Origin of the sequence: Lactobacillus gasseri ATCC 33323 = JCM 1131, from assembly GCF_000014425.1 — a bacterium.
Classification (GTDB): domain Bacteria; phylum Bacillota; class Bacilli; order Lactobacillales; family Lactobacillaceae; genus Lactobacillus; species Lactobacillus gasseri.
Genome location: NC_008530.1, coordinates 1 through 19,504, shown reverse-complemented (window position 1 = coordinate 19,504; position 19,504 = coordinate 1). Strand labels below are relative to the sequence as shown.

General features: G+C 36.8%; 15 protein-coding genes and 1 pseudogene. 2 read left to right on the top strand and 14 right to left on the bottom strand.

Annotated features, from left to right (window positions below):
- Positions 1-56 precede the first annotated feature (56 nt).
- Both LGAS_RS00080 and LGAS_RS00075 read left to right on the top strand, forming a co-directional pair.
- Positions 57-2,075 carry a hypothetical protein gene (locus tag LGAS_RS00080; RefSeq protein WP_011678715.1) on the top strand — a complete coding sequence of 673 codons (2,019 nt, stop codon included), beginning with the start codon at positions 57-59 and terminating at the stop codon, positions 2,073-2,075.
- Between the two features lie 128 nt (positions 2,076-2,203).
- Positions 2,204-3,346 (top strand): Mbeg1-like protein, encoded by a 1,143-nt coding sequence (locus LGAS_RS00075; RefSeq protein WP_011678714.1) that lies wholly within the window; start codon positions 2,204-2,206, stop codon positions 3,344-3,346.
- A gap of 73 nt (positions 3,347-3,419) precedes the next feature.
- On the opposite strand, the gene LGAS_RS00070 is transcribed toward LGAS_RS00075, so the two are convergent.
- The 14 genes and pseudogenes from LGAS_RS00070 to dnaA form a co-directional block, all read right to left on the bottom strand.
- Positions 3,420-4,304: an ROK family protein gene (locus LGAS_RS00070; RefSeq protein WP_003648130.1), complete on the bottom strand. Its 885-nt coding sequence runs from the start codon at positions 4,302-4,304 to the stop codon at positions 3,420-3,422.
- Positions 4,305-4,398: 94 nt separating this feature from the next.
- Positions 4,399-5,772 carry a replicative DNA helicase gene (dnaB, locus tag LGAS_RS00065; protein WP_003648131.1) on the bottom strand — a complete coding sequence of 458 codons (1,374 nt, stop codon included), beginning with the start codon at positions 5,770-5,772 and terminating at the stop codon, positions 4,399-4,401.
- Between the two features lie 2 nt (positions 5,773-5,774).
- Entirely contained in the window at positions 5,775-6,230 is a 456-nt protein-coding gene (rplI, locus tag LGAS_RS00060) for a 50S ribosomal protein L9 (protein WP_003651632.1), read from the bottom strand.
- A gap of 11 nt (positions 6,231-6,241) precedes the next feature.
- Complete coding sequence (locus LGAS_RS00055; RefSeq protein ID WP_011678712.1) at positions 6,242-8,260, bottom strand: DHH family phosphoesterase; 2,019 nt, start codon at positions 8,258-8,260, stop codon at positions 6,242-6,244.
- A gap of 105 nt (positions 8,261-8,365) precedes the next feature.
- A pseudogene (locus LGAS_RS00050) lies at positions 8,366-9,283 on the bottom strand (magnesium transporter CorA family protein).
- A 94-nt stretch (positions 9,284-9,377) separates the two neighbouring features.
- Positions 9,378-9,611: a 30S ribosomal protein S18 gene (gene rpsR / locus LGAS_RS00045; RefSeq protein ID WP_003648133.1), complete on the bottom strand. Its 234-nt coding sequence runs from the start codon at positions 9,609-9,611 to the stop codon at positions 9,378-9,380.
- A 24-nt stretch (positions 9,612-9,635) separates the two neighbouring features.
- Positions 9,636-10,154 (bottom strand): single-stranded DNA-binding protein, encoded by a 519-nt coding sequence (gene ssb / locus LGAS_RS00040; RefSeq protein ID WP_003648134.1) that lies wholly within the window; start codon positions 10,152-10,154, stop codon positions 9,636-9,638.
- Between the two features lie 33 nt (positions 10,155-10,187).
- Positions 10,188-10,484 (bottom strand): 30S ribosomal protein S6, encoded by a 297-nt coding sequence (gene rpsF / locus LGAS_RS00035; protein ID WP_003648136.1) that lies wholly within the window; start codon positions 10,482-10,484, stop codon positions 10,188-10,190.
- A 186-nt stretch (positions 10,485-10,670) separates the two neighbouring features.
- Positions 10,671-13,160, bottom strand: a complete 2,490-nt coding sequence (gyrA, locus tag LGAS_RS00030) for a DNA gyrase subunit A (RefSeq protein WP_003651627.1) — start codon at positions 13,158-13,160, stop codon at positions 10,671-10,673.
- Positions 13,161-13,170: 10 nt separating this feature from the next.
- A complete protein-coding gene (gyrB, locus tag LGAS_RS00025; protein ID WP_003648137.1) occupies positions 13,171-15,138 on the bottom strand; it encodes a DNA topoisomerase (ATP-hydrolyzing) subunit B in 1,968 nt (655 codons plus the stop codon).
- Positions 15,139-16,263, bottom strand: a complete 1,125-nt coding sequence (gene recF / locus LGAS_RS00020) for a DNA replication/repair protein RecF (RefSeq protein WP_003648138.1) — start codon at positions 16,261-16,263, stop codon at positions 15,139-15,141.
- A 3-nt stretch (positions 16,264-16,266) separates the two neighbouring features.
- Positions 16,267-16,482, bottom strand: coding sequence for a S4 domain-containing protein YaaA (yaaA, locus tag LGAS_RS00015; RefSeq protein ID WP_035424372.1), 216 nt, complete (start codon positions 16,480-16,482; stop codon positions 16,267-16,269).
- Between the two features lie 211 nt (positions 16,483-16,693).
- Positions 16,694-17,824, bottom strand: coding sequence for a DNA polymerase III subunit beta (dnaN, locus tag LGAS_RS00010; RefSeq protein ID WP_003648140.1), 1,131 nt, complete (start codon positions 17,822-17,824; stop codon positions 16,694-16,696).
- 184 nt (positions 17,825-18,008) lie between these two features.
- Positions 18,009-19,373: a chromosomal replication initiator protein DnaA gene (gene dnaA, locus LGAS_RS00005; protein WP_020807245.1), complete on the bottom strand. Its 1,365-nt coding sequence runs from the start codon at positions 19,371-19,373 to the stop codon at positions 18,009-18,011.
- Positions 19,374-19,504: the final 131 nt, after the last annotated feature.

The window sequence follows — 19,504 nt, the reverse complement described above, 5'->3', positions numbered from 1 at the left end:
TACTAAGTTACACACTTTTTTTGAATATTAATTGAATAGAATATTGAGGATTTATTATGAGCTACATTTATACTTTACGTTATGTTTTCGATCCACGTACTAATACGCCTGAGAAAGATAGAAAACTCTTAGATTTTGTACAAAAAGCCAAAATTGATGACGTGGCTTTTATTATTAATGGCGAAGAATTAAACCACAGTCATCTAACCAAGGAAGAAACACAAGTCTGGCTTGATGCGATTATCCCCCTACAAAAGCAATTAGCTAAGCTTGATGTTACTACGAGTCTAAATCCATGGACAACTATTATGCACTCTGATCGCGGATTTAGCGTTAATCCTGAAATTGGCTTTAATACTTTTGTCGATATTAATGGCAATCAAGCTAAAGACATGGCTTGTCCAGCAGATCCAACTTGGCGTAAGTATTTAGCTGATAGGTATGCTCAATATGCTTCGATTCATCCACGTCGTTTATGGATGGAAGACGATTTTCGGCATTATAACCATACTCCATTGAAGTTAATGTGTTTTTGCGACTATCATATGAAACTATATCAAGAAAAATTGGGTAAAGCAGAAAGCCGTGCAGAATTTGTTAAAAATATGCTTAAACCTGGCGAACCTACTATTGAGCGAAAAATTTATCTTGATCAAGCACGTAAGGAAATGATCGAAAACGAGCACTTAATTGAACAAGCAGTTCACAAAGTTAGTCCTAATACTGATTTAGGACAAATGACTTCATTTCCTGATTGGCATGCTATTGAAGGCAGAGACTGGGCTAGTTTATTTGACGCCCAAGCAGGTCCTGGACATCCTCGCGTAGCACGTCCACACTTACCGTCCTATAACGAAGTTGCTCCTTTAATTTATGGTCGTAAATTCGAAGAATATAGTCGACCTACGGCTGCCTTTTTAGGACCTCGGGCTGAGCTTTATCCAGAATTAGAAAATTCAATGTGGACACCGCAAGTAAAATCTAATACCTTTATTGACTTTCAAATTATTACCACAGCACTTCTCGGAGCTAAAGGAATCATGCTTAATATCTTTGACATGATGGGCAATGGTGTAAACGAAGATTGGGGCTATGACAAAATGTTAGCTGATATTAAGCCTTTTGCTTCTGCCCTAGCTGACCATCGCCTTAACATGCAAAAATTACGTGGTATTAAAGTTTTAGTAGATCAAGACTCTGCTTATACTGCTCACACAACTTTAGGAAAAGAACCAGAAGAGCTACTTCCACATGAAAAAAATTGGGCTAGTTTATTAGCAAGTTTCGGTTTTGCGACAACTATTCTTCCTGTTCAAGATGACCTTGCAATTGAAAATCAAACCATTGCAATTGCTGGTCAATTATTACGCAACCTTTCAAATGAACAAATCACTAATCTAATCACTAAAAACACAGTTCTGCTTGACGGTGAAAGTATCCAGGTTTTACTAGACAGAAAGATAGGCAATTTACTTCATATTCAAAGTGCTAAATGGCATCCATGCAAGAGTGGCTACCAATCATTTGAACAAGCCGATGGCACAACTGTTCAAGGTGTTAAGAACCCTCGTATTACGATGCTGCAACATACTGGCAACTATCTACAGCTAGACTATCAAGCAGATAGTAATGTTAAGATTTGGAGTTCAGCCTATAATTCGATCGACCAAAAACTTGGAAACTTCATGGCCGTTATTGATGATCACATAATTGTATTACCAATGGATCAAGATCCAAAACACGGTTGGGAATCACAATTTTCATCTTATAAGCAAGGTTTAATGCAACAAATTCTAGCTAGCGTTGAACCAATTGACTATTTAATCAATATGCCTCACGTCAAATTAAACATTCAAGAAAACGTTAAAATTGTCTGGCTAGCCAATTTCAACTTAGATGGTTACCAAAAGATCAACTGGCATTTAAGTAAACCCCTACCTTCTAATACAGCCACTTTAATTCGAAGACGTGATAATAGCGTTGAAAAAGAAGTAGTGAAAATTAAAGTAACAGATAATGTTGCTACAATTAAGGCTCCTTTATCTCCTCTTGAAACTATCCAATTAATATTCTAATCACTAAGAAGAGCAACTTAGCTCTTCTTTTTTGTTGCTTCTAATGAGCATCAAGCGTCCTCTTTTATCTTTAAGCAAAAAAGCATTAAAATGAAAGTACTATATCCGTTAACGAAAGGACTTTTATCTTGGGTAAAGTACTTGATTATGTTCGCTGGCGGGGTGATCTAACATTAGATCGGGAACCATTCAACAGTTTAGATGCAGGTCTTTTCGCTGCTTTTGCTTACCTTCCTTTTGATTCCAGTGTTAAAGGTCATACGCTTGAGGCAGCTACAAAACGCTTAATACAAAGGAAAACCTTAATTCACTCAGATAAATTAGAGGCAGAACTAGTAAATTTAAGCGACCGCTATAAAAATATGCACTTTCTCGACTGGTCGCACCTTTCTCAAAAAAAGCCCCCCGTCCAATTCACTGCAATGACAATTGAATTAGATTCAAAAACTATTCTGGTGGCTTACCGTGGAACTGACGGATCGATGGTAGGACTGAACGAAGACGTCGATATGAGTTATCAGCCAGAAATCTTTGGTCAAAGTGTAGCAGCAGATTATCTAGATAAAATGGCTAAAGCTTACCCTGATAAGAAAATCTACACAGTAGGCCACTCAAAAGGTGGAAATTTCGCCGCTTATGCACTTTATGCAGCTTCCCCTCGCCTTCAAGACAGAGTCATTAAGGCTTATAGTTTCGATGGACCTGGTTTTATGAAAGAAATGTATAACCAGATTGAATTTCGACGCGTAATTCCAAAAATGATGACTTATGTTCCTGAAGGATCAATTTTTGGAATGATGCTTGACCACCCAGAACGTGTTATCGTAGTTAAAAGTAGAATGAAGCACTTAATGAAGCAGCATAATCCTTTACATTGGGAAGTAGCGCGAAATAGCTTCGTAATGGCACCAGGTTTAAGCAACGCAAGCAGAATTATTAGAAGTACCTTTATTTCTTGGAATACCAAGATTCCACGTGAAAAGCGCGAAGCTTTTTGGTTAGCCTTCTTTACTGCATTAGAATCTCAAAAAATTACTGAGGCTAGTCAACTAACAACTAATAAAATTCGTGGTGCAATTCAATTTAGCCATGCCTATCTTGCCCTTGATCCTGACGCACGCTTAATTGCTAACGAGATTATCTCTGACATTACAGCAACTGCTCGTCAGTACATTAACCTTCCTTTTCTTAGCCATAATGAACACTTAAAGCCACTAGGCAATGACTCAAGCAAAGGTCCAATTGTTGATGATTCCTACGATGGCAGTTAATTATATGTTTCATGTGAAACAAAAAGCAACTTCAAATTGAAGTTGCTTTTTTAAATATAAACATTAATATGAATTACTTATTCTTTAAAGCTTCTTTAGCTAATTCAAAATCACCTAAAGTTGCAGAGCCATTATCTGCAACGGCTGGACGAACAATTAATTCATCAACATCTGGAGTTGCTACATAGTTATTGTTGAACTCTTTAAAGAATCCGCGAACTTGTACCAGATCCTGATCATTTAAAACTGATCCACCAACAACCATTACATCAGGACGCATAGTCATATAAGCATTAAACAATAATTGTGCTACATAGTAAGACACATAAGTAAATACTTTATGGTCTCTAGGTAATTTCTCACCCGGAATGCCGGTCCTTCCCTCGAGTGAAGGACCCGCTGCCATCCCTTCAACACATTTATTACCATGGAATGGACATTTTCCAGTATAGTTATCGCCTGGATAAGGAGTTACTAACATATGTCCCATTTCTGGATGATTATTTAGACCAATAAACTTCCCGGCTTGAACTGCACCAGCACCAATTCCTGTTCCGATTGTTACATAAAAGTAAGTCTTAGAATTATCTCTGCCACGCGCAATATATTCACCGTAGCAAGATGCATTAACATCGGTAGTCATTACAACTGGAATACCCAATTCTTTTTCAAAAGTGCCTTTAACATTTGTTCCAGACCAGCCACGCTTAGGCGTATCTAAGATGTAACCAAATGTTCTTGAATTTGAATTGATATCAATTGGACCAAAAGTTCCGATTCCTAAAGCAGATACTGGATGTTCTTTAAAAAACTCAACACTTTTTGCTAAAGTTTCTTTTGCATCAGTTGTTGGGATTCTCTTCTTTGCTACAACTTCGCCGCTTTCTGTATCTTGAACTGCCAAGATAAATTTAGTACCACCGGCTTCAATACTACCTACATATTTACCTTCTACCATTTAACTTACACTTTCTCATTTAATTATTTCTTAAAAAGATAGACTTTTAACTCTTCCAGTATAGCTAATTAATGAAACGCTTACAAATTATTTTTTAAGCCTCATTATGAGTATAGTCAAGATTTGAAAAACGATTGTATGGCTTGGAGAACATCAATTTAACTGTTCCGCGTGTACCAGAACGGTTCTTTTCGATAATTACTTCTACTTCGCCATTATCTTCTTCCGCCTCAACTTCACCCTCATCATCTTCATCCCGTTCATCGCGGTAATAGTCATCACGATAAAGAAAGGCAACAATATCAGCATCCTGTTCAATAGAACCGGATTCACGAATATCAGATAAGACCGGTCGCTTATCTTGACGTTGTTCAACCGAACGAGAAAGCTGTGATAAAGCGATAACTGGAATATGTAGTTCTTTGGCTAACTTCTTTAATTGCCGCGAAATTGCAGAAACTTCTTGCTGACGCGATTCACTACGTGGTCCTTCAATTAACTGCAAGTAGTCGATTACAATTAACCCTAAGTTTCCCTTTTCTTTAGCTAATCTACGTGCTTTAGCCCGAATTTCACTCATCTTAATTCCAGGCGTGTCATCTATATAGATACTTGTATTGTCTAAAGAACCTGCCGCAACAACTAATTTGCGCCATTCTTCATCAGTTAATTGACCAGTTCTAAGGTGTTGTGAATCAATCAAGCCTTCTGAAGCCAGCATTCTTTGAACTAGCTGTTCAGCTCCCATTTCTAGTGAAAACATAGCAACAGTTTTATCAGTTTTTAGGCCTACAAATTGCGCTACGTTTAAAGCAAAGGCAGTTTTACCAACACCAGGACGAGCAGCTAAGATAATCAACTCATCATCGTGAAAACCAGTAGTCATCTTATCTAATTCAGAAAATCCTGACGGCAAACCCGTAACTGTATTTCCATCATCAGGAATAGAGTTAATCTCCTCCATAGTTGTGTTTAAGACATCATGAATAGACTTAAACCCACCACTAGCATTATCCTGTGAGACGCCCATTATTTGGCTTTCAGCGTCATCTAAGATATCAGTTACATCATCAGAACCCTCAATGGCATTTTGAATAATTCTTTGACTAGTAGAAATTAGATTTCTGAGAATTGCCTTACGTTTTACAATCTTAGCGTAATAAGTAAGGTGGGCTGCTGTTGGCGTTGCCATTGACAATTCCGTTACATATGCAATCCCACCAATATCATCTACCTGATTATTTTTCTTTAACTCATCCTGCAGAGTTACTGGGTCAATTACTTCCTCACGATCAGAAATATTAAGCATCGCCTGAAAAACAATTCTATTTGCGTGCTCATAGAAATCATCAGGTTGTAATATATCTGAAGCATCAATAATGGCTTCTGGATCTAAAAAGACGGCCCCTAGGACCGCCTTCTCTGCTTCACTATCATGGGGAATTTGTTGAGAAACAACATTATCCATTATTAGTCTTGCTCCGTAATGTGAACGCGAATTACTGCTTCTACGCCTTTAAATAGCTTAACAGGTACATTTGTGTATCCTAAAGATTTAATTGGCTCTGGAAGCTCCAATTTACGCTTGTCGACTTTAATACCATATTGCTTTTCAAGTCCTTCAACAATCTTCTTACTTGAAATAGAGCCGAATAAACGAGAGTCAGTGCCAGCTTTAGACTTAAAGTTTACGATAGTCTTGTCATCTTCAAGTTTTTTCTTAATATCCTCAGCTGCTGCTTTTTCTGCTTCGTAAGCATCTTTTTCTGCCTTTTGAACACGTTTTAAGGTATTTAAGTTGGAGCTAGTAGCTTCTTTTGCATAACCATTTTTAATCAAAAAATTCTGAGCGTAGCCATCGGGTACGTTCTTAACTTCTCCACGCTTACCTTTACCCTTCATGTCTTTAATAAAAATAACCTTCATGAATTTCACTCCTATTCATTTTCTTTAAGATATTCATTAATTGCAGCAAGCAACTTATCTTTAGCTTCTTCAACTGTTACGCCCTTAATTTGAGTTGCTGCATTAGACAAGTGACCACCGCCACCTAGCTTCTCCATAATTACTTGAACGTTAACATTTCCCATTGAACGGGCCGAAATTCCAATTACATCTTTACTGCGTCTAGTTAATGCAAAACTGGCATCTACATGCTCAAGAGATAAAGCAGTATCTGCAGCCTGAGCAGTAATAATTGGATCATAGATCTTATTATCTTCTCCCATTAAGAGCGCCATATTTGGTTCAATCATGTCAATAGTAGAAACTAAATGACTTCTTTGCAAGTAATTATCAATATTTTCCTTCAAAAGCTCAGATACGACCTGAGTATCTGCTCCAATTGATCGCAAGTAACTTGCAGCATCAAAAGTTCTAGTCCCTGTTCTCAAGGAGAATTCTTTTGAATCAACCGTAATACCAGCTAGCATTGCTGAAGCTTCTAAGTCAGTTAAGACTCCCTCGCCACCTTGCGGTTGGTATTCAATCATTTCTGTTACTAGCTCACACGTTGAGGACGCATATGGTTCAATATATACGAGCATTGGGTTTTCCGGGAATTCTTCCCCCCGACGGTGATGGTCAATAATGATTAAACGATTCTTTAAGCGCTTATAAAGTTCAGGATCATAAGTAATACTGTACTTAGAATGATCTGTTAAAACTAAAAGTGACTCATCCGTTGCTGCTTCAAGAGCATCTTTAGGTGAAATAAATACATCCTTATCAATTCCAGCAGCTTGCATTTTAGCGATTAAGCGTCCTACATCATAATTGACATGGTCAACATCTACTACGACGCTAGCTTTTACACCATGAATTCTAGCAATTTTAACAATTCCAATCGCTGAACCGATAGCATCTAAGTCTGGATTTCGATGTCCTTGAACAAAGACGTGATCAACGCCTTTAAATAATTCTACCAAAGCTTGAGAAACCATTCGAGCTCTTACTCGCGTACGTTTTTCCATTGGATTAGATTTTCCACCATAAAAGCGGGCTTCATGACCTGATTGTTTTACAACAACTTGGTCGCCCCCACGTCCTAAGGCTAAATCTAGATTAGATTGTGCTTGGTCAGCAATCTCATTTAAGCTTTCAGATCCAAAAGCAATCCCAATTGATAGGGTCAACGGCATATTCTTTCTACTTGATTCAGTTCTAACCTTATCCAAAATAGAAAACTTATTATCTTCCATCTTGGCTAAATCGTGCATATGCGTTAACAAAATAAAGTGATCTTCATCTATACGCTTAAGATATGAATTAAATTGACCTGCATACTTGCTCAGGGTAGTTTGAACGTATGAACTCATATTTGTTAAGTTTTGATCGCCCATTGCTTGGCTTAATTCATCATAGTTATCAATAAATATTAAGCCAATTGCCAATCTTTCTTGTTTATACTTTTCTTCAATATTTGCGTAACGCGTAATATCAAGTAAATAAACCACACCTAAATCATCCTGGACGACCATCTCAAACTTTCGGTCGCCCCATTTGATAATTTTATTTTGCTTACTATTAGACTTAATAGCATCATCAATGTATTTGGCTAATTCTTTATCAACTGAAGAGATCGAAGAGCCAATAATATCTTTATCATGCAGATACATCTGTAGATATGGATTAATCCATTGAATCTGTCGGTCCTTATCGTAAAGCATAATTCCAAGTGGCATTTTGATCATTGCCTCTTGTTCACCGCGCTTGATACGATATGAAAGATTAGCAGCATAGTTGTTTGTATTACCAGCTAGAACATAAATGCCATATACTGCAAAAATAACCGTCAAGATAAACAGTAGCACCATTGCTAGTCCAAATAACGGACTAATTAGCATCCCAATAATAGCTCCCAATAAGGATAAGACTAGGACAATAATCAATGATGCTGTTAAACGCGTATCTTTAACAAATTCAGGCAATTCTAATTTGCGTAAAAAGCCTTTCATTGAAATTCCTTCCTGTTATAGCATTAATATCATAAAAAACATATACTACATCATTTTATATTATACATCAAAAAATGCTTGCTCATCATCTAAGCTAAGCAAGCATTATAGCATATTGTGTCGACGTAAATACCAAAGTAAAATTGCCATTACGATAATCGAACCAACAGTAATTATTACCCAATCAAATGGATTATGAAAAATAGGTAAGTCCACATTCATTCCAAAAAATCCTGTTACAATCGTTGGAATTGTTAAAAGAAGTGACCAGACAGTCAAAAACTGCATCGTATTGTTCAAGTTATTATTCAAAATATTATTGGATGTTTTAGATATTTATTCAGTCACTTCGCTATAAATTTTGATCATTTGCGAGGACTGCTGAACTTCAATAATAATGTCATCACACATTTCTTCTTCAGACGCATTCATATGAAGACCTGATTTTTTATTTTTTAAGCTCTCAAGCATCATTAGATTAGTCCTAATTGAGCTAGACAAATAAACTAAACTTTTTTCAACTTGTGATAACTCTTGCAAGTCTTTATTGTGAATCCTCTCACTTAAGTGATTATCTAAAACCAGTCTCTGACTATTCAGCTGACTCAAGGCTCTTTGAAAATATTTAGTAACTGCAAATAAAATTGCAAAAATCAGTTCTTTTTCACTATGAATATGTTCATCTGGCTTCTGCCTAAATTCTTCAATCATATAAGTTGTGTCAGGAGAATGAACTGTAAAAAGAGTATGTCCAACCATCAAAAACTTAATTGGTAAAGTAGTGAAATGGTCTGCATCTGCTGTTGGCCAAACTGGCACATCATAAACTAACAAATCACTATTGGTAATGTAGTCATGATCAAAGTGGGGACGCTCGTGAAGGTCGGTGATATAAGAAATAATTTCTGAAGTTAAATCAAAGTCATCCTTCAATAATCTTATATCATGATCATCACAGTTATAAATATCGTACCATTTATAGTCAAAATCAATATTTCCGGCTAATTTTTGCTTAATAATCATGACAATCCCTCCGTTTACTTCTTTTATAATACCGCAAAAAATAAAATAAAAAGAGTAGCATATGCTACTCTTTTATTATTTTTGATCTGTTTTATTAGTCTTCTGCGACAAATGGCAATAAGCCCATAACACGAGCTCTCTTAATAGCAACAGTCAACTTACGTTGATTCTTTGCGCTAGTGCCAGTGACACGACGTGGTAAGATCTTACCTCTTTCAGAGATAAAACGTTTCAACAAATCAACATCCTTGTAGTCGATGTAGTCAATGTGGTTAGCTGCAATGAAGTCAACCTTACGACGACGGCCACCTCTTCTTTGTTGAGCCATATCAAAGATCCTTTCTAATTAAATTTAAAATGGGAGATCATCATCCGAGATATCAATAGTGCTACCTGAATCTGCAAATGGATCTTGCGGTTTATTGCTTTCTCCACCAGCAGGAGCATTATTAGTGCTTGGTGCACTTGATCCACCAAAGTTATTGGTACTTGGAGCATTTCCTCCTTGCGGAGCAAAATTACCACCATTAGTCTGACGATTTTCACGGTCGCGACGTGATTCTAGTAAAGAGAAATTATCAACGATGACTTCAGTCACGTAGACTCTCTTACCATCTTTATCATCATACGTTCTAGTTTGAATCCGACCTTGAATACCAACTAGTGAACCCTTGGAAGTAAAGTTAGCAAAATTCTCTGCAGCTTTACGCCAAATTACACAGCTGACGAAATCAGCACCACGTTCACCTTGACTATTGGTGTATTGACGGTCAACAGCTAGAGTAAACGTAGCAACTGAGATTCCACTCCCGGTTGTACGTAAATCAGGATCACGTGTTAAACGGCCAACAAGTACAACATTATTAATCATACTTTTGTCCCCTTCCTAATTCACGAAAACAAATTATTTATCTAATTTTACAGTCATTGAACGTAAAACTTGGTTATCAATACGAGAAAGACGACCAAATTCATCAACTGGTTCAGAGTTTTCTGCAACGAAAGTCATAATGTGATAAGTACCTTCACGGTATTTTTCAATTTCGTATGCAAAACGTCTCTTACCCCAATCTTTAGATTCAAGTTCTTCAGCACCGTTGTCAGTAACAACTTTATCGAAGCGATCGATCAATGCTTTCTTTGAATCTTCGTCAATATCAGGCTTGATGATGTAAGTAACTTCGTACTTAGTTTTTGCCATAATAATTGCACCTCCTCTTGGACTAAATGGTTCTTGTTAAAATCAAGAACAAGGAGTAATGAATAATATTACTCACAATGTTTGATTTTATCACAGAAACAAAAAAATTACCAAATATTTTTCACGCGATCCTGAGTTACATTACTCAATTATTATTACGCAAAAATTTGGTAATTTTTTTATTTATTAATTTTCTTCTACTGGTTCTTTTTCATCAGTTGCTTCTTCGTCTTCATCATTAGCCTTCGGTACTGCAGTAATACTTGCAACTTGAGCACCATCATCAACCTTGATTAAACGTACACCTAAAGTAGCTCGACCAGTTTGAGAAACGTCATCAACGTCAAAACGAATCATAACGCCAGCACTAGTGATTAACATGATATCTTCATCACCATTAACTACTGTTACACCTGCTAAAGGACCATTCTTTTCAGTAATGTTGGCAGTTTTAATTCCTTTACCACCACGTCCCTTAACTGGATATTCAGAAGCTGCGGTCCGCTTTCCGTATCCTTTTTCAGAAATTACTAATACTTCTGAATCAGGTTCTAAAATATCAGATCCGACTACGTAATCGTTGTCTCTTAGATTAATTCCGCGTACACCTGCTGCAGTTCTACCCATTGAGCGAACATCATTTTCATTAAAGGTAACCGCATAGCCTAAATGAGTTCCAATAAGGATATTTTGCTTACCATCAGTAGTTAAAACGTTATTTAACTCATCCCCATCGCGAAGAGTCAAGGCAATCAAACCACTACGACGGATATTTTGAAATTCACTAACTTTTGTTCTCTTGACTGTTCCCATCTTAGTAACAAAGAAGAGATAGTTATCATCTGCGCCTTCCGGAACATTAATTACCGCTTGAATCTTTTCACCCTTATCGAGCTCTAGCAAGTTAACGATTGGCAATCCTTTAGCGTTTCTACCAAATTCTGGAATTTCATAAGCCTTCTTTGAGTAAACCTTACCTAAGTTAGTAAAGAATAACAAAAAGTCATGGGTACTTGAGAAGATCAAGTGATTGATAAAGTCATCATCTTGTACTCCCATTCCCTTTATTCCGCGTCCACCACGGTTTTGTACTTTAAATTCATCAGCTGGCATCCGCTTAATGTAGCCATTGTGAGTGAGAGTTAGCAATACATCTTTTTGTTCAATTAAATCTTCATCTTCAATTGAAACTGCTTCGCCTTCCGCAATCTTAGTTCGTCTATCATCACCAAAACGCTTTTGAATATCAAGCAATTCATTGTAGATAATTTCATCGATTCGTTCTGGCTTAGCGAGAATATCTTTGTAATCTGCAATTTTTGCTTGTAAATCTTGATATTCAGCTTCAATCTTGTCTCGCTCTAAACCTGTTAAACGAACCAGACGCATATCCAAAATAGCTTGAGATTGACGATCATCTAAGCCAAAGTTTTGAATCAATTGTGCTTTAGCAATATCGCTATTTTGGGATCCACGAATAATCTTAATGATTTCATCAATATGATCTAGCGCAATTCTCAATCCAGCTAAAATATGTGCTCTAGCTTCAGCCTTCTTTAATTCAAACTTAGTTCTGCGAGTAATAACATCTTCTTGATGGTGAAGATAGTATTCAAGCATTTGCTTCAAAGTTAAGAAGTGTGGAGCGCCGTTAACAATCGCAACCATATTCATACCGAAGTTTGCCTGCATTTGGGTTTCTTTAAATAAGTTATTCAAAACCACGCTAGCACTTGCATCCCGGCGAATATCAATCGTAATTCTCATACCAGTCTGGTCTGATTCATCACGAACTCCAGTAATACCATCAATTATTTTTTCACGAGCTAAATCTGCAATTTTCTTAACTAATTCAGCCTTATTTACTAAGTATGGTAATTCACTAACTACGATTCGTTCACGGCCATTCTTTTCTGTTTCGATATTAGTCTTTGCACGAACAACGATATTACCTTTACCTGTTTCATATGCGCGGTAAATGCCGCCACGTCCCATTACAATACCGCCAGTTGGAAAATCAGGACCAGGAATGACCTTCATTAAGTCTTTGGTAGTAACATCTGGATTATCCATCAACATATGGATCCCACTAATTACTTCCGCCAAATTATGTGGTGGAATATTAGTCGTCATACCAACAGCAATACCGCTAGCACCATTTACAAGTAAGTTAGGAATTCTGGCAGGTAAAACTACCGGCTCATTTTCCGTATCATCATAGTTACGTTGCCAGTCAATCGTTTCTTTATTGATATCGCGAAGCATTTCAACCGCAATTTTGCTCATTTTTGCCTCGGTATAACGCATTGCGGCTGGTTCATCCCCATCGACAGAACCAAAGTTTCCGTGTCCATCAACTAGCATATAACGATATGAAAAGTCTTGAGCCATGTGAGCCATAGCTAAGTAAATTGAGGAGTCACCATGTGGGTGAAACTTACCCATAACTTCTCCAACAATTCTGGCACTCTTTTTGTACTGTTTATCTGGTGTAACTCCTAGTTCATGCATTCCGTAAAGAATACGACGTTGTACAGGCTTTAGACCATCCCGAACGTCAGGTAAGGCACGAGCCACAATAACTGACATAGCATAATCTAAGAAAGAGCTACGCATCGTATGGGTCAAATCAACATTACGTATTCTGTGATCTTGAGGTTGATTTTCGTTAGCCATCTAAAGCCTCCTAAGCATCTAAATTCTCAACGTATTTAGCGTTCTTTTCAATAAATTCTCGTCTTGGACCTACTTCATTCCCCATCAAAAGATCAAAGACCTTATCAGCGTCTTCAGCGTATTCAGGACTTACTCTATCTAAACGACGATTTTCTGGGTTCATAGTCGTTTCCCATAGCTGTTCTGGATCCATTTCTCCTAGTCCCTTATAACGTTGAACAACCGGCTTAGGGCTTGGCTGAAGCGTACCTAGATAATCATGTAACTCTTCATCTGTATCTAAATACTTCTCTATCTTACCTTGACGAACTTGGTATAGAGGTGGACGAGCGATATAAACATAGCCTTTTTCAATCATTGGACGCATGTAATTGTAGAAGAGAGTCAAAAGCAAAGTTCTAATGTGAGCACCGTCAACATCGGCATCTGTCATAATAATTAACTTGTGATATCTTGCTTTTGACACGTCAAAATCAGCACCAAATCCAGTACCTAAAGCTGTAAAGAGCGATCTAATTTCTTGATTTGCAAGAATTCGATCCATTGAAGCCTTTTCAACGTTCAAAATTTTACCTCTAATTGGCAAAATAGCCTGAGTTAAACGTGAACGTCCTTGTTTTGCTGATCCACCGGCTGAGTTACCCTCGACAATGAATAATTCAGAAATACTTGGATCATTACTAGTGTTGTCGGCTAATTTTCCTGGCAAGTTAGCAATTTCAAGACCTGACTTCTTACGTGTAACTTCACGAGCTCGTTTAGCAGCAGTTCTCGCTCTTTCAGCAAGTTGACCCTTTTCAACAATCTTACGACCAACAGAAGGATTTTCCATTAAGAAGCGGCTAAATGTTTCTGAAAATGCCCGATCCACTGCAGTTCTTGCATCAGAGTTTCCTAATTTTGTCTTCGTCTGACCTTCGAATTGAGGGTTAGGGTGCTTAACAGAAACAACAGCTGTAATTCCTTCACGAATATCCTCACCAGATAAGTTATCGTCCTTGTCCTTTAGGATCTTAGCCTTATGAGCATAATCATTAACTACACGAGTTAAAGCTGTCTTAAATCCAGCTTCGTGCATTCCGCCTTCGTAGGTGTGAATGTTGTTAGCAAAAGTCATTAAAGTTGTCTTATAACCATTGGTATATTGCAAGGCAACTTCAACATCAATTCCTTCGTAATTACCTTCAACATAAATTGGTTCATCAAATAGGACTTCTTGGCCCTTATTTAAAAAGGCAACGTATTCCTTGATACCGCCCTCAAAGTGGTAGACATCAGTTTCAGCACTTTCTTTACGTTTATCAGTAAAGGTCAACTTTAAGCCTTTGTTTAAGAAAGCAAGTTCACGAATTCTGTTCTTTAAGATTTTGTCGTCAAAAGTTGTAGTTTCAGTAAAAATATCTGGATCAGGGTAAAAATGAACAATTGTTCCATGTTCTTCAAGAGGAACTGTTCCAATTTGTTTCATTTCTCCTACGACACGGCCATGATCAAAGGAAATTGCATACTTCTTTCCATCTCTCATAACTGTAACATCAAGCTTAGTTGAAAGAGCATTTACTACAGAAGCACCAACACCGTGAAGACCACCAGATACCTTGTATCCGCCACCGCCGAATTTACCACCGGCATGCAAAACAGTAAATACAGTTTCTAAGGCTGGACGACCGGTTTTTGCTTGAATATCGACAGGGATACCACGTCCATCGTCTTGAACGGTTACACTGCCATCTTCATTAACAGTAATTTCAATTTTGGTTGCAAAACCAGCTAATCGTTCATCAATACTATTATCAATAATTTCCCAAACAAGGTGGTGTAAACCTTGGCTACTAGTTGAGCCAATATACATACCTGGGCGTTTTCTAACTGCTTCAAGTCCACCTAAAACTTGAATTTGACTTGCGTTGTAAGTATCAGCACGTTTTTCAAAGTCTTTAGCTTTATTTAATGCTGCCTTGCTCTTATCTTCTGCCATTTAACTCTCCTTTGCACTGATCGTTCCAGCAGAAATGTGATAAACCTTAGGTTCCTTCACGATTTCCCAAGAAATACCTTCTAAATCTGTCGTTGTTATAAATGTTTGCGTTTTGCCATGAATATAGTTCAATAAACGGCTCTGTCTTCGATGATCTAACTCACTCATCACATCATCTAATAACAGAATTGGATATTCTTGCGTCAATTCATGTACTAATTGAATCTCGGCTAACTTGACGCTTAGAGAAATCGTCCGTTGCTGTCCTTGAGATGCAAAATCATGGGCATTTTTTTCATTAATTAAAAACTCCAAGTCATCTCGATGCGGGCCACTTAGAGTAGTGCCCTTTCGAATTTCATTAGGACGATTTTTCTTATAACTAGTAATAACTTTTCGATAAATGGTCTCTACATTATCCTCTGGGATAATTTCCTTAACTGATGGACGGTAAAAAATCTGCAATTTTTCAGCTTGACCACTAATCTCGCTATGAGCAGCTTTAGCGTAGGAATTGAGTTTTTTGATGTATTTTATTCTTCGCGATATTATCTCTGCTGCAATTCCTGCCAGCTGATCAGATAAGACATCTAAAAAAACTTGATCATTTGCTTTTTTGATGCTTAGTTGCTTTAAATAATTGTTTCTCTGTTGCAGTACCTGACGATACTGACTTGAAAAATATAGATATTCTGAATTAATCTGCCCAAACTCTAAATCCATAAATCTCCGTCTAACAGATGGTGCTCCCTTAACTAGGGCTAAATCTTCTGGAGAAAACAAAATTGCATTCATTTGCCCAACATAAGCAGAAAGCTTCTTTTGCTCCAAGCGATTTACCCAAGCCTTTTTTCCATTAGCTGTTAAACGTAATTTAAGCTCTACTTGCAGTTGGCTTTTATGAACTCGACCTTGTAAACCGGCAAATTTACTGCCAAAGCGAATTAATTCTTTATCGCTATTAGTTCGATGGGATCGTGTTAGGGCTAAAAAATAAATTGCCTCAAGTAAATTAGTTTTTCCTTGGGCATTCGGACCAATAAAAATATTTACATGAGGATCAAAATCTGTTTTTAATTCTTTAAAATTCCTAAAGTCTTTCAATTCAAAGTTTGCGAGATACATTGGCTACTCTGAAACAAATTCATACTCTTCTCCAGCTAAGTTCAATACATCGCCTGCATGTATTTTCTTTCCGCGACGATCTTCAAGTTCGCCATTTAACTTAACAGGATTTTCTTTTAGATACCATTTAGCTTGACCACCAGAAGAAATCACGCTTTCTTCTTTTAAAAATTGAGTAAGCGTAATATATTCTCCCTTAATTGTGAATTTTTTGATAATATCACCCCATTTACCTTGTCATACCTGGTTATTATACCGTTTTTTTATGTGAAATTCAATTTTATGAGGCATTATAGCCTTTTTTAAGCCATTTTCTCCTAATTTAATATGACTATACTTAACTAGAGAAAAATTCGTTTAATCAGGCTAAATTTAGCTTTTAAGTACAACAAGAAAAAAAGAGCTACCAAAGTAGCTCTTTTTCAGGCATTTAAAATGTTCTCACTGGAGTAATCAGTTGCGTAAAGTTGACATCCTGCTTTGCAGGTACAACTGTAAATGGTCTCAATGGCTGCGTAAAGTTCATAATAATGGAATCAGTAATTGATGCGCGCAAAGCCTCTCTTAAATAGTCAGGGTTAAATGAAATTGTCAAACCTTCGCCTTCAAGCTTCTTAAAACTAATTTCTTCTTCCACATTACCTATCTCTGGAGAATCACCTTGAAGCTTAACTAATTGATTTTGAACATCAAGAGTCATTTTTACTACGTTATTTCGACTTTCATGCGTAAGAAGACTTGCACGTTCTAGAGACCTAGCTAAAACTGGCAGTTCAAATTCAACAGAAGTAGTAGATTCAGTTGGAATTAAACGATCAGTATCTGGATATTGACCATCAAGCAAACGGGAATAGAATGCAATATTTCCGACTTCAAATAAAACTTGGTTCTCACCTGGATTTACTGTAATTTCAGGATCGTTTTCACCAATAATTCTAGCTAATTCTACTAAACTCTTTCCTGGAATTATTAAGTCAGTACTAGTTTGTGGGCCGTTTTCTAAAGAAATTTGACGCTGTGATAAACGGTGACTGTCGGTAGCAACTGCCTTAATTGATGAGTTATTAAAAATGAAATTAACACCTGTTAAAGTAGGACGACTTTCTTGAGTAGCAACAGCAAAAACAGTTTCATTAATAATTTCTCTAAAAGTTTTACCTGAAATCTTAAATGAGGCATCAGTAGAAATTTCTGGTAGATGAGGATAGTTATTTGCATCCAAGCCATTGATCATAAATTCAGTATTTTCAGAAACAATTTTAGTCTGGAAGCTTTCTCTTACTTCAAATGAAAAGTCTTTACCAGGTAATTTTTTAACGATCTCACTAAAAAAGCGTGCAGGTAAAACAATCGAACCTGTAGATTGAACAACTAGATCATCGTTTACAGGAATCTGAATTTCGATCGAAATGTCAGTGTCACTACCGGTTAAAGTTAGCATCTCATCAGTAAGGTTAAGTTTTATACCACTTAAAATTGGAATAGTTGCACGTGAAGAAATTGCACGCATTACATTATTTAGGTTTTCGAGGAATAAATTACGATTAATTGTAAACTGCATCGTTTACCTCCTGTGAAGTTATATGTACTTTGTCTTATTTATTTAATTATATATTTAAATACTTAGAAGTAGTAGTAGGGCCAGTGGAATCTGTGGGAAAGTAGTCAAACACCTGAATAAAACGGACTTTTGTCTGTTTAATGGATGTGGACAAAAGAAGAACTTATCCACATGTTATTAACTTTTAGTGTTCAAGCATTGCTTTTAAATCATACACAGCTGCTTTAATTTCGGCATCGGTTTTTAAGGCACGAGAAATTTTATCGCAGGCATGCATAACCGTGGTATGATCTTTGCCACCAAACTCTTGTCCAATTTTAGGTAAGCTGGAATCTGTTAACTCACGTGACAAATACATCGCAATTTGCCGCGGGACAACAATTTGTTTTACCCGTTTCTTTCCCTTTAGTTCTGTAGTTGAAGTTTGAAAGTAATTTGCGACAACTTCTTGGATTTTTGAGATTTGAAGTCCTCTATTTTTTTGAACAAGTTTTAGGTCTGCTAAAGCTTCTTTTGCTAAATCAACGTTAATATCTTCACGTTCAATTGTTGCATGGGCTTGAACTTTAACTAAAGCGCCTTCGAGTTCTCGAATATTGGTATCAACTTGCGAAGCAATATAGTCAAGGGTACTGTCATCAATTGCCAAACCATCTGTTTCAGCTTTTTTACGTAAAATTGCAATTCTAGTTTCTAAATCAGGTGGCGTAATTTCAACTTGTAAGCCCCAGGCGAATCGAGAAACCAATCGTTCTGATAATTCAGGAATTTCAGTTGGCAGACGATCACTAGTCATAACAATCTGTTTTTGATCATTATAAAGAGTTTCAAAAGTATGGAAAAACTCCTCTTGAATCCCCTCTTTTTTAGAGAAGAATTGAATATCATCTACTAATAGCAGATCACAATTTCGATATTTATTACGAAATTCAGCTTGAGTTTTGTTTTTTATCGAATTAATAAAGTCATTTACAAAAGTCTCACTTTGAATGTAGACCACTTTTGCATGGGGTTTTTCGGCTAGCATTTGATGGCCGATAGCTTGCATTAAGTGCGTCTTACCTAAACCCACACCACCAAAGATAAATAAAGGATTATAAAAACTTCCTGGGTTATCGGCAACTGCTAAAGCGGCTCCGGCTGCTAGCTTATTTCCTTCACCCTGAACAAAGGTATCAAAAGTGTACTTACTGTTTAATTGAAGATCTTGAGCAAATTCGTCACGGCGATCCTCTAATATTTCTTGATTAGTTTTAATTCTTGGTTTTGGCGTAACTAGACGTTCAGGTCCTTCTTTACCTGCCACTTCGAATTTTGGTTGAATTTCCATGTCTGCATAAGCATACGCCTCTTGAATCAGTTGAGAAGCCAAGTTCTTTTCCCAATACCCTTTTGCAACTGGAGATTCAACAGCAATTATCATTTCTTTTGTCTTTTTATTAAAGGAAATAGGTTTAGTATTTTTAAACCAAGCGTTATAGGCAACGGTGCTGTAGCTTTTTTTCATCTCAGCATTGAAAAATTGCCAAAATTTATCTAAATCAAACAAAAAAATTCCTCCAAGTACTGTATTATCCACAGATTAAGTCAAAATAAGTTTAGCATGAATTTTTAAAGTTTTCCACAAGGAACAAAAATAACTAACAAATTCACAAGTTTGTGGAAAAAAGATAATAGAAA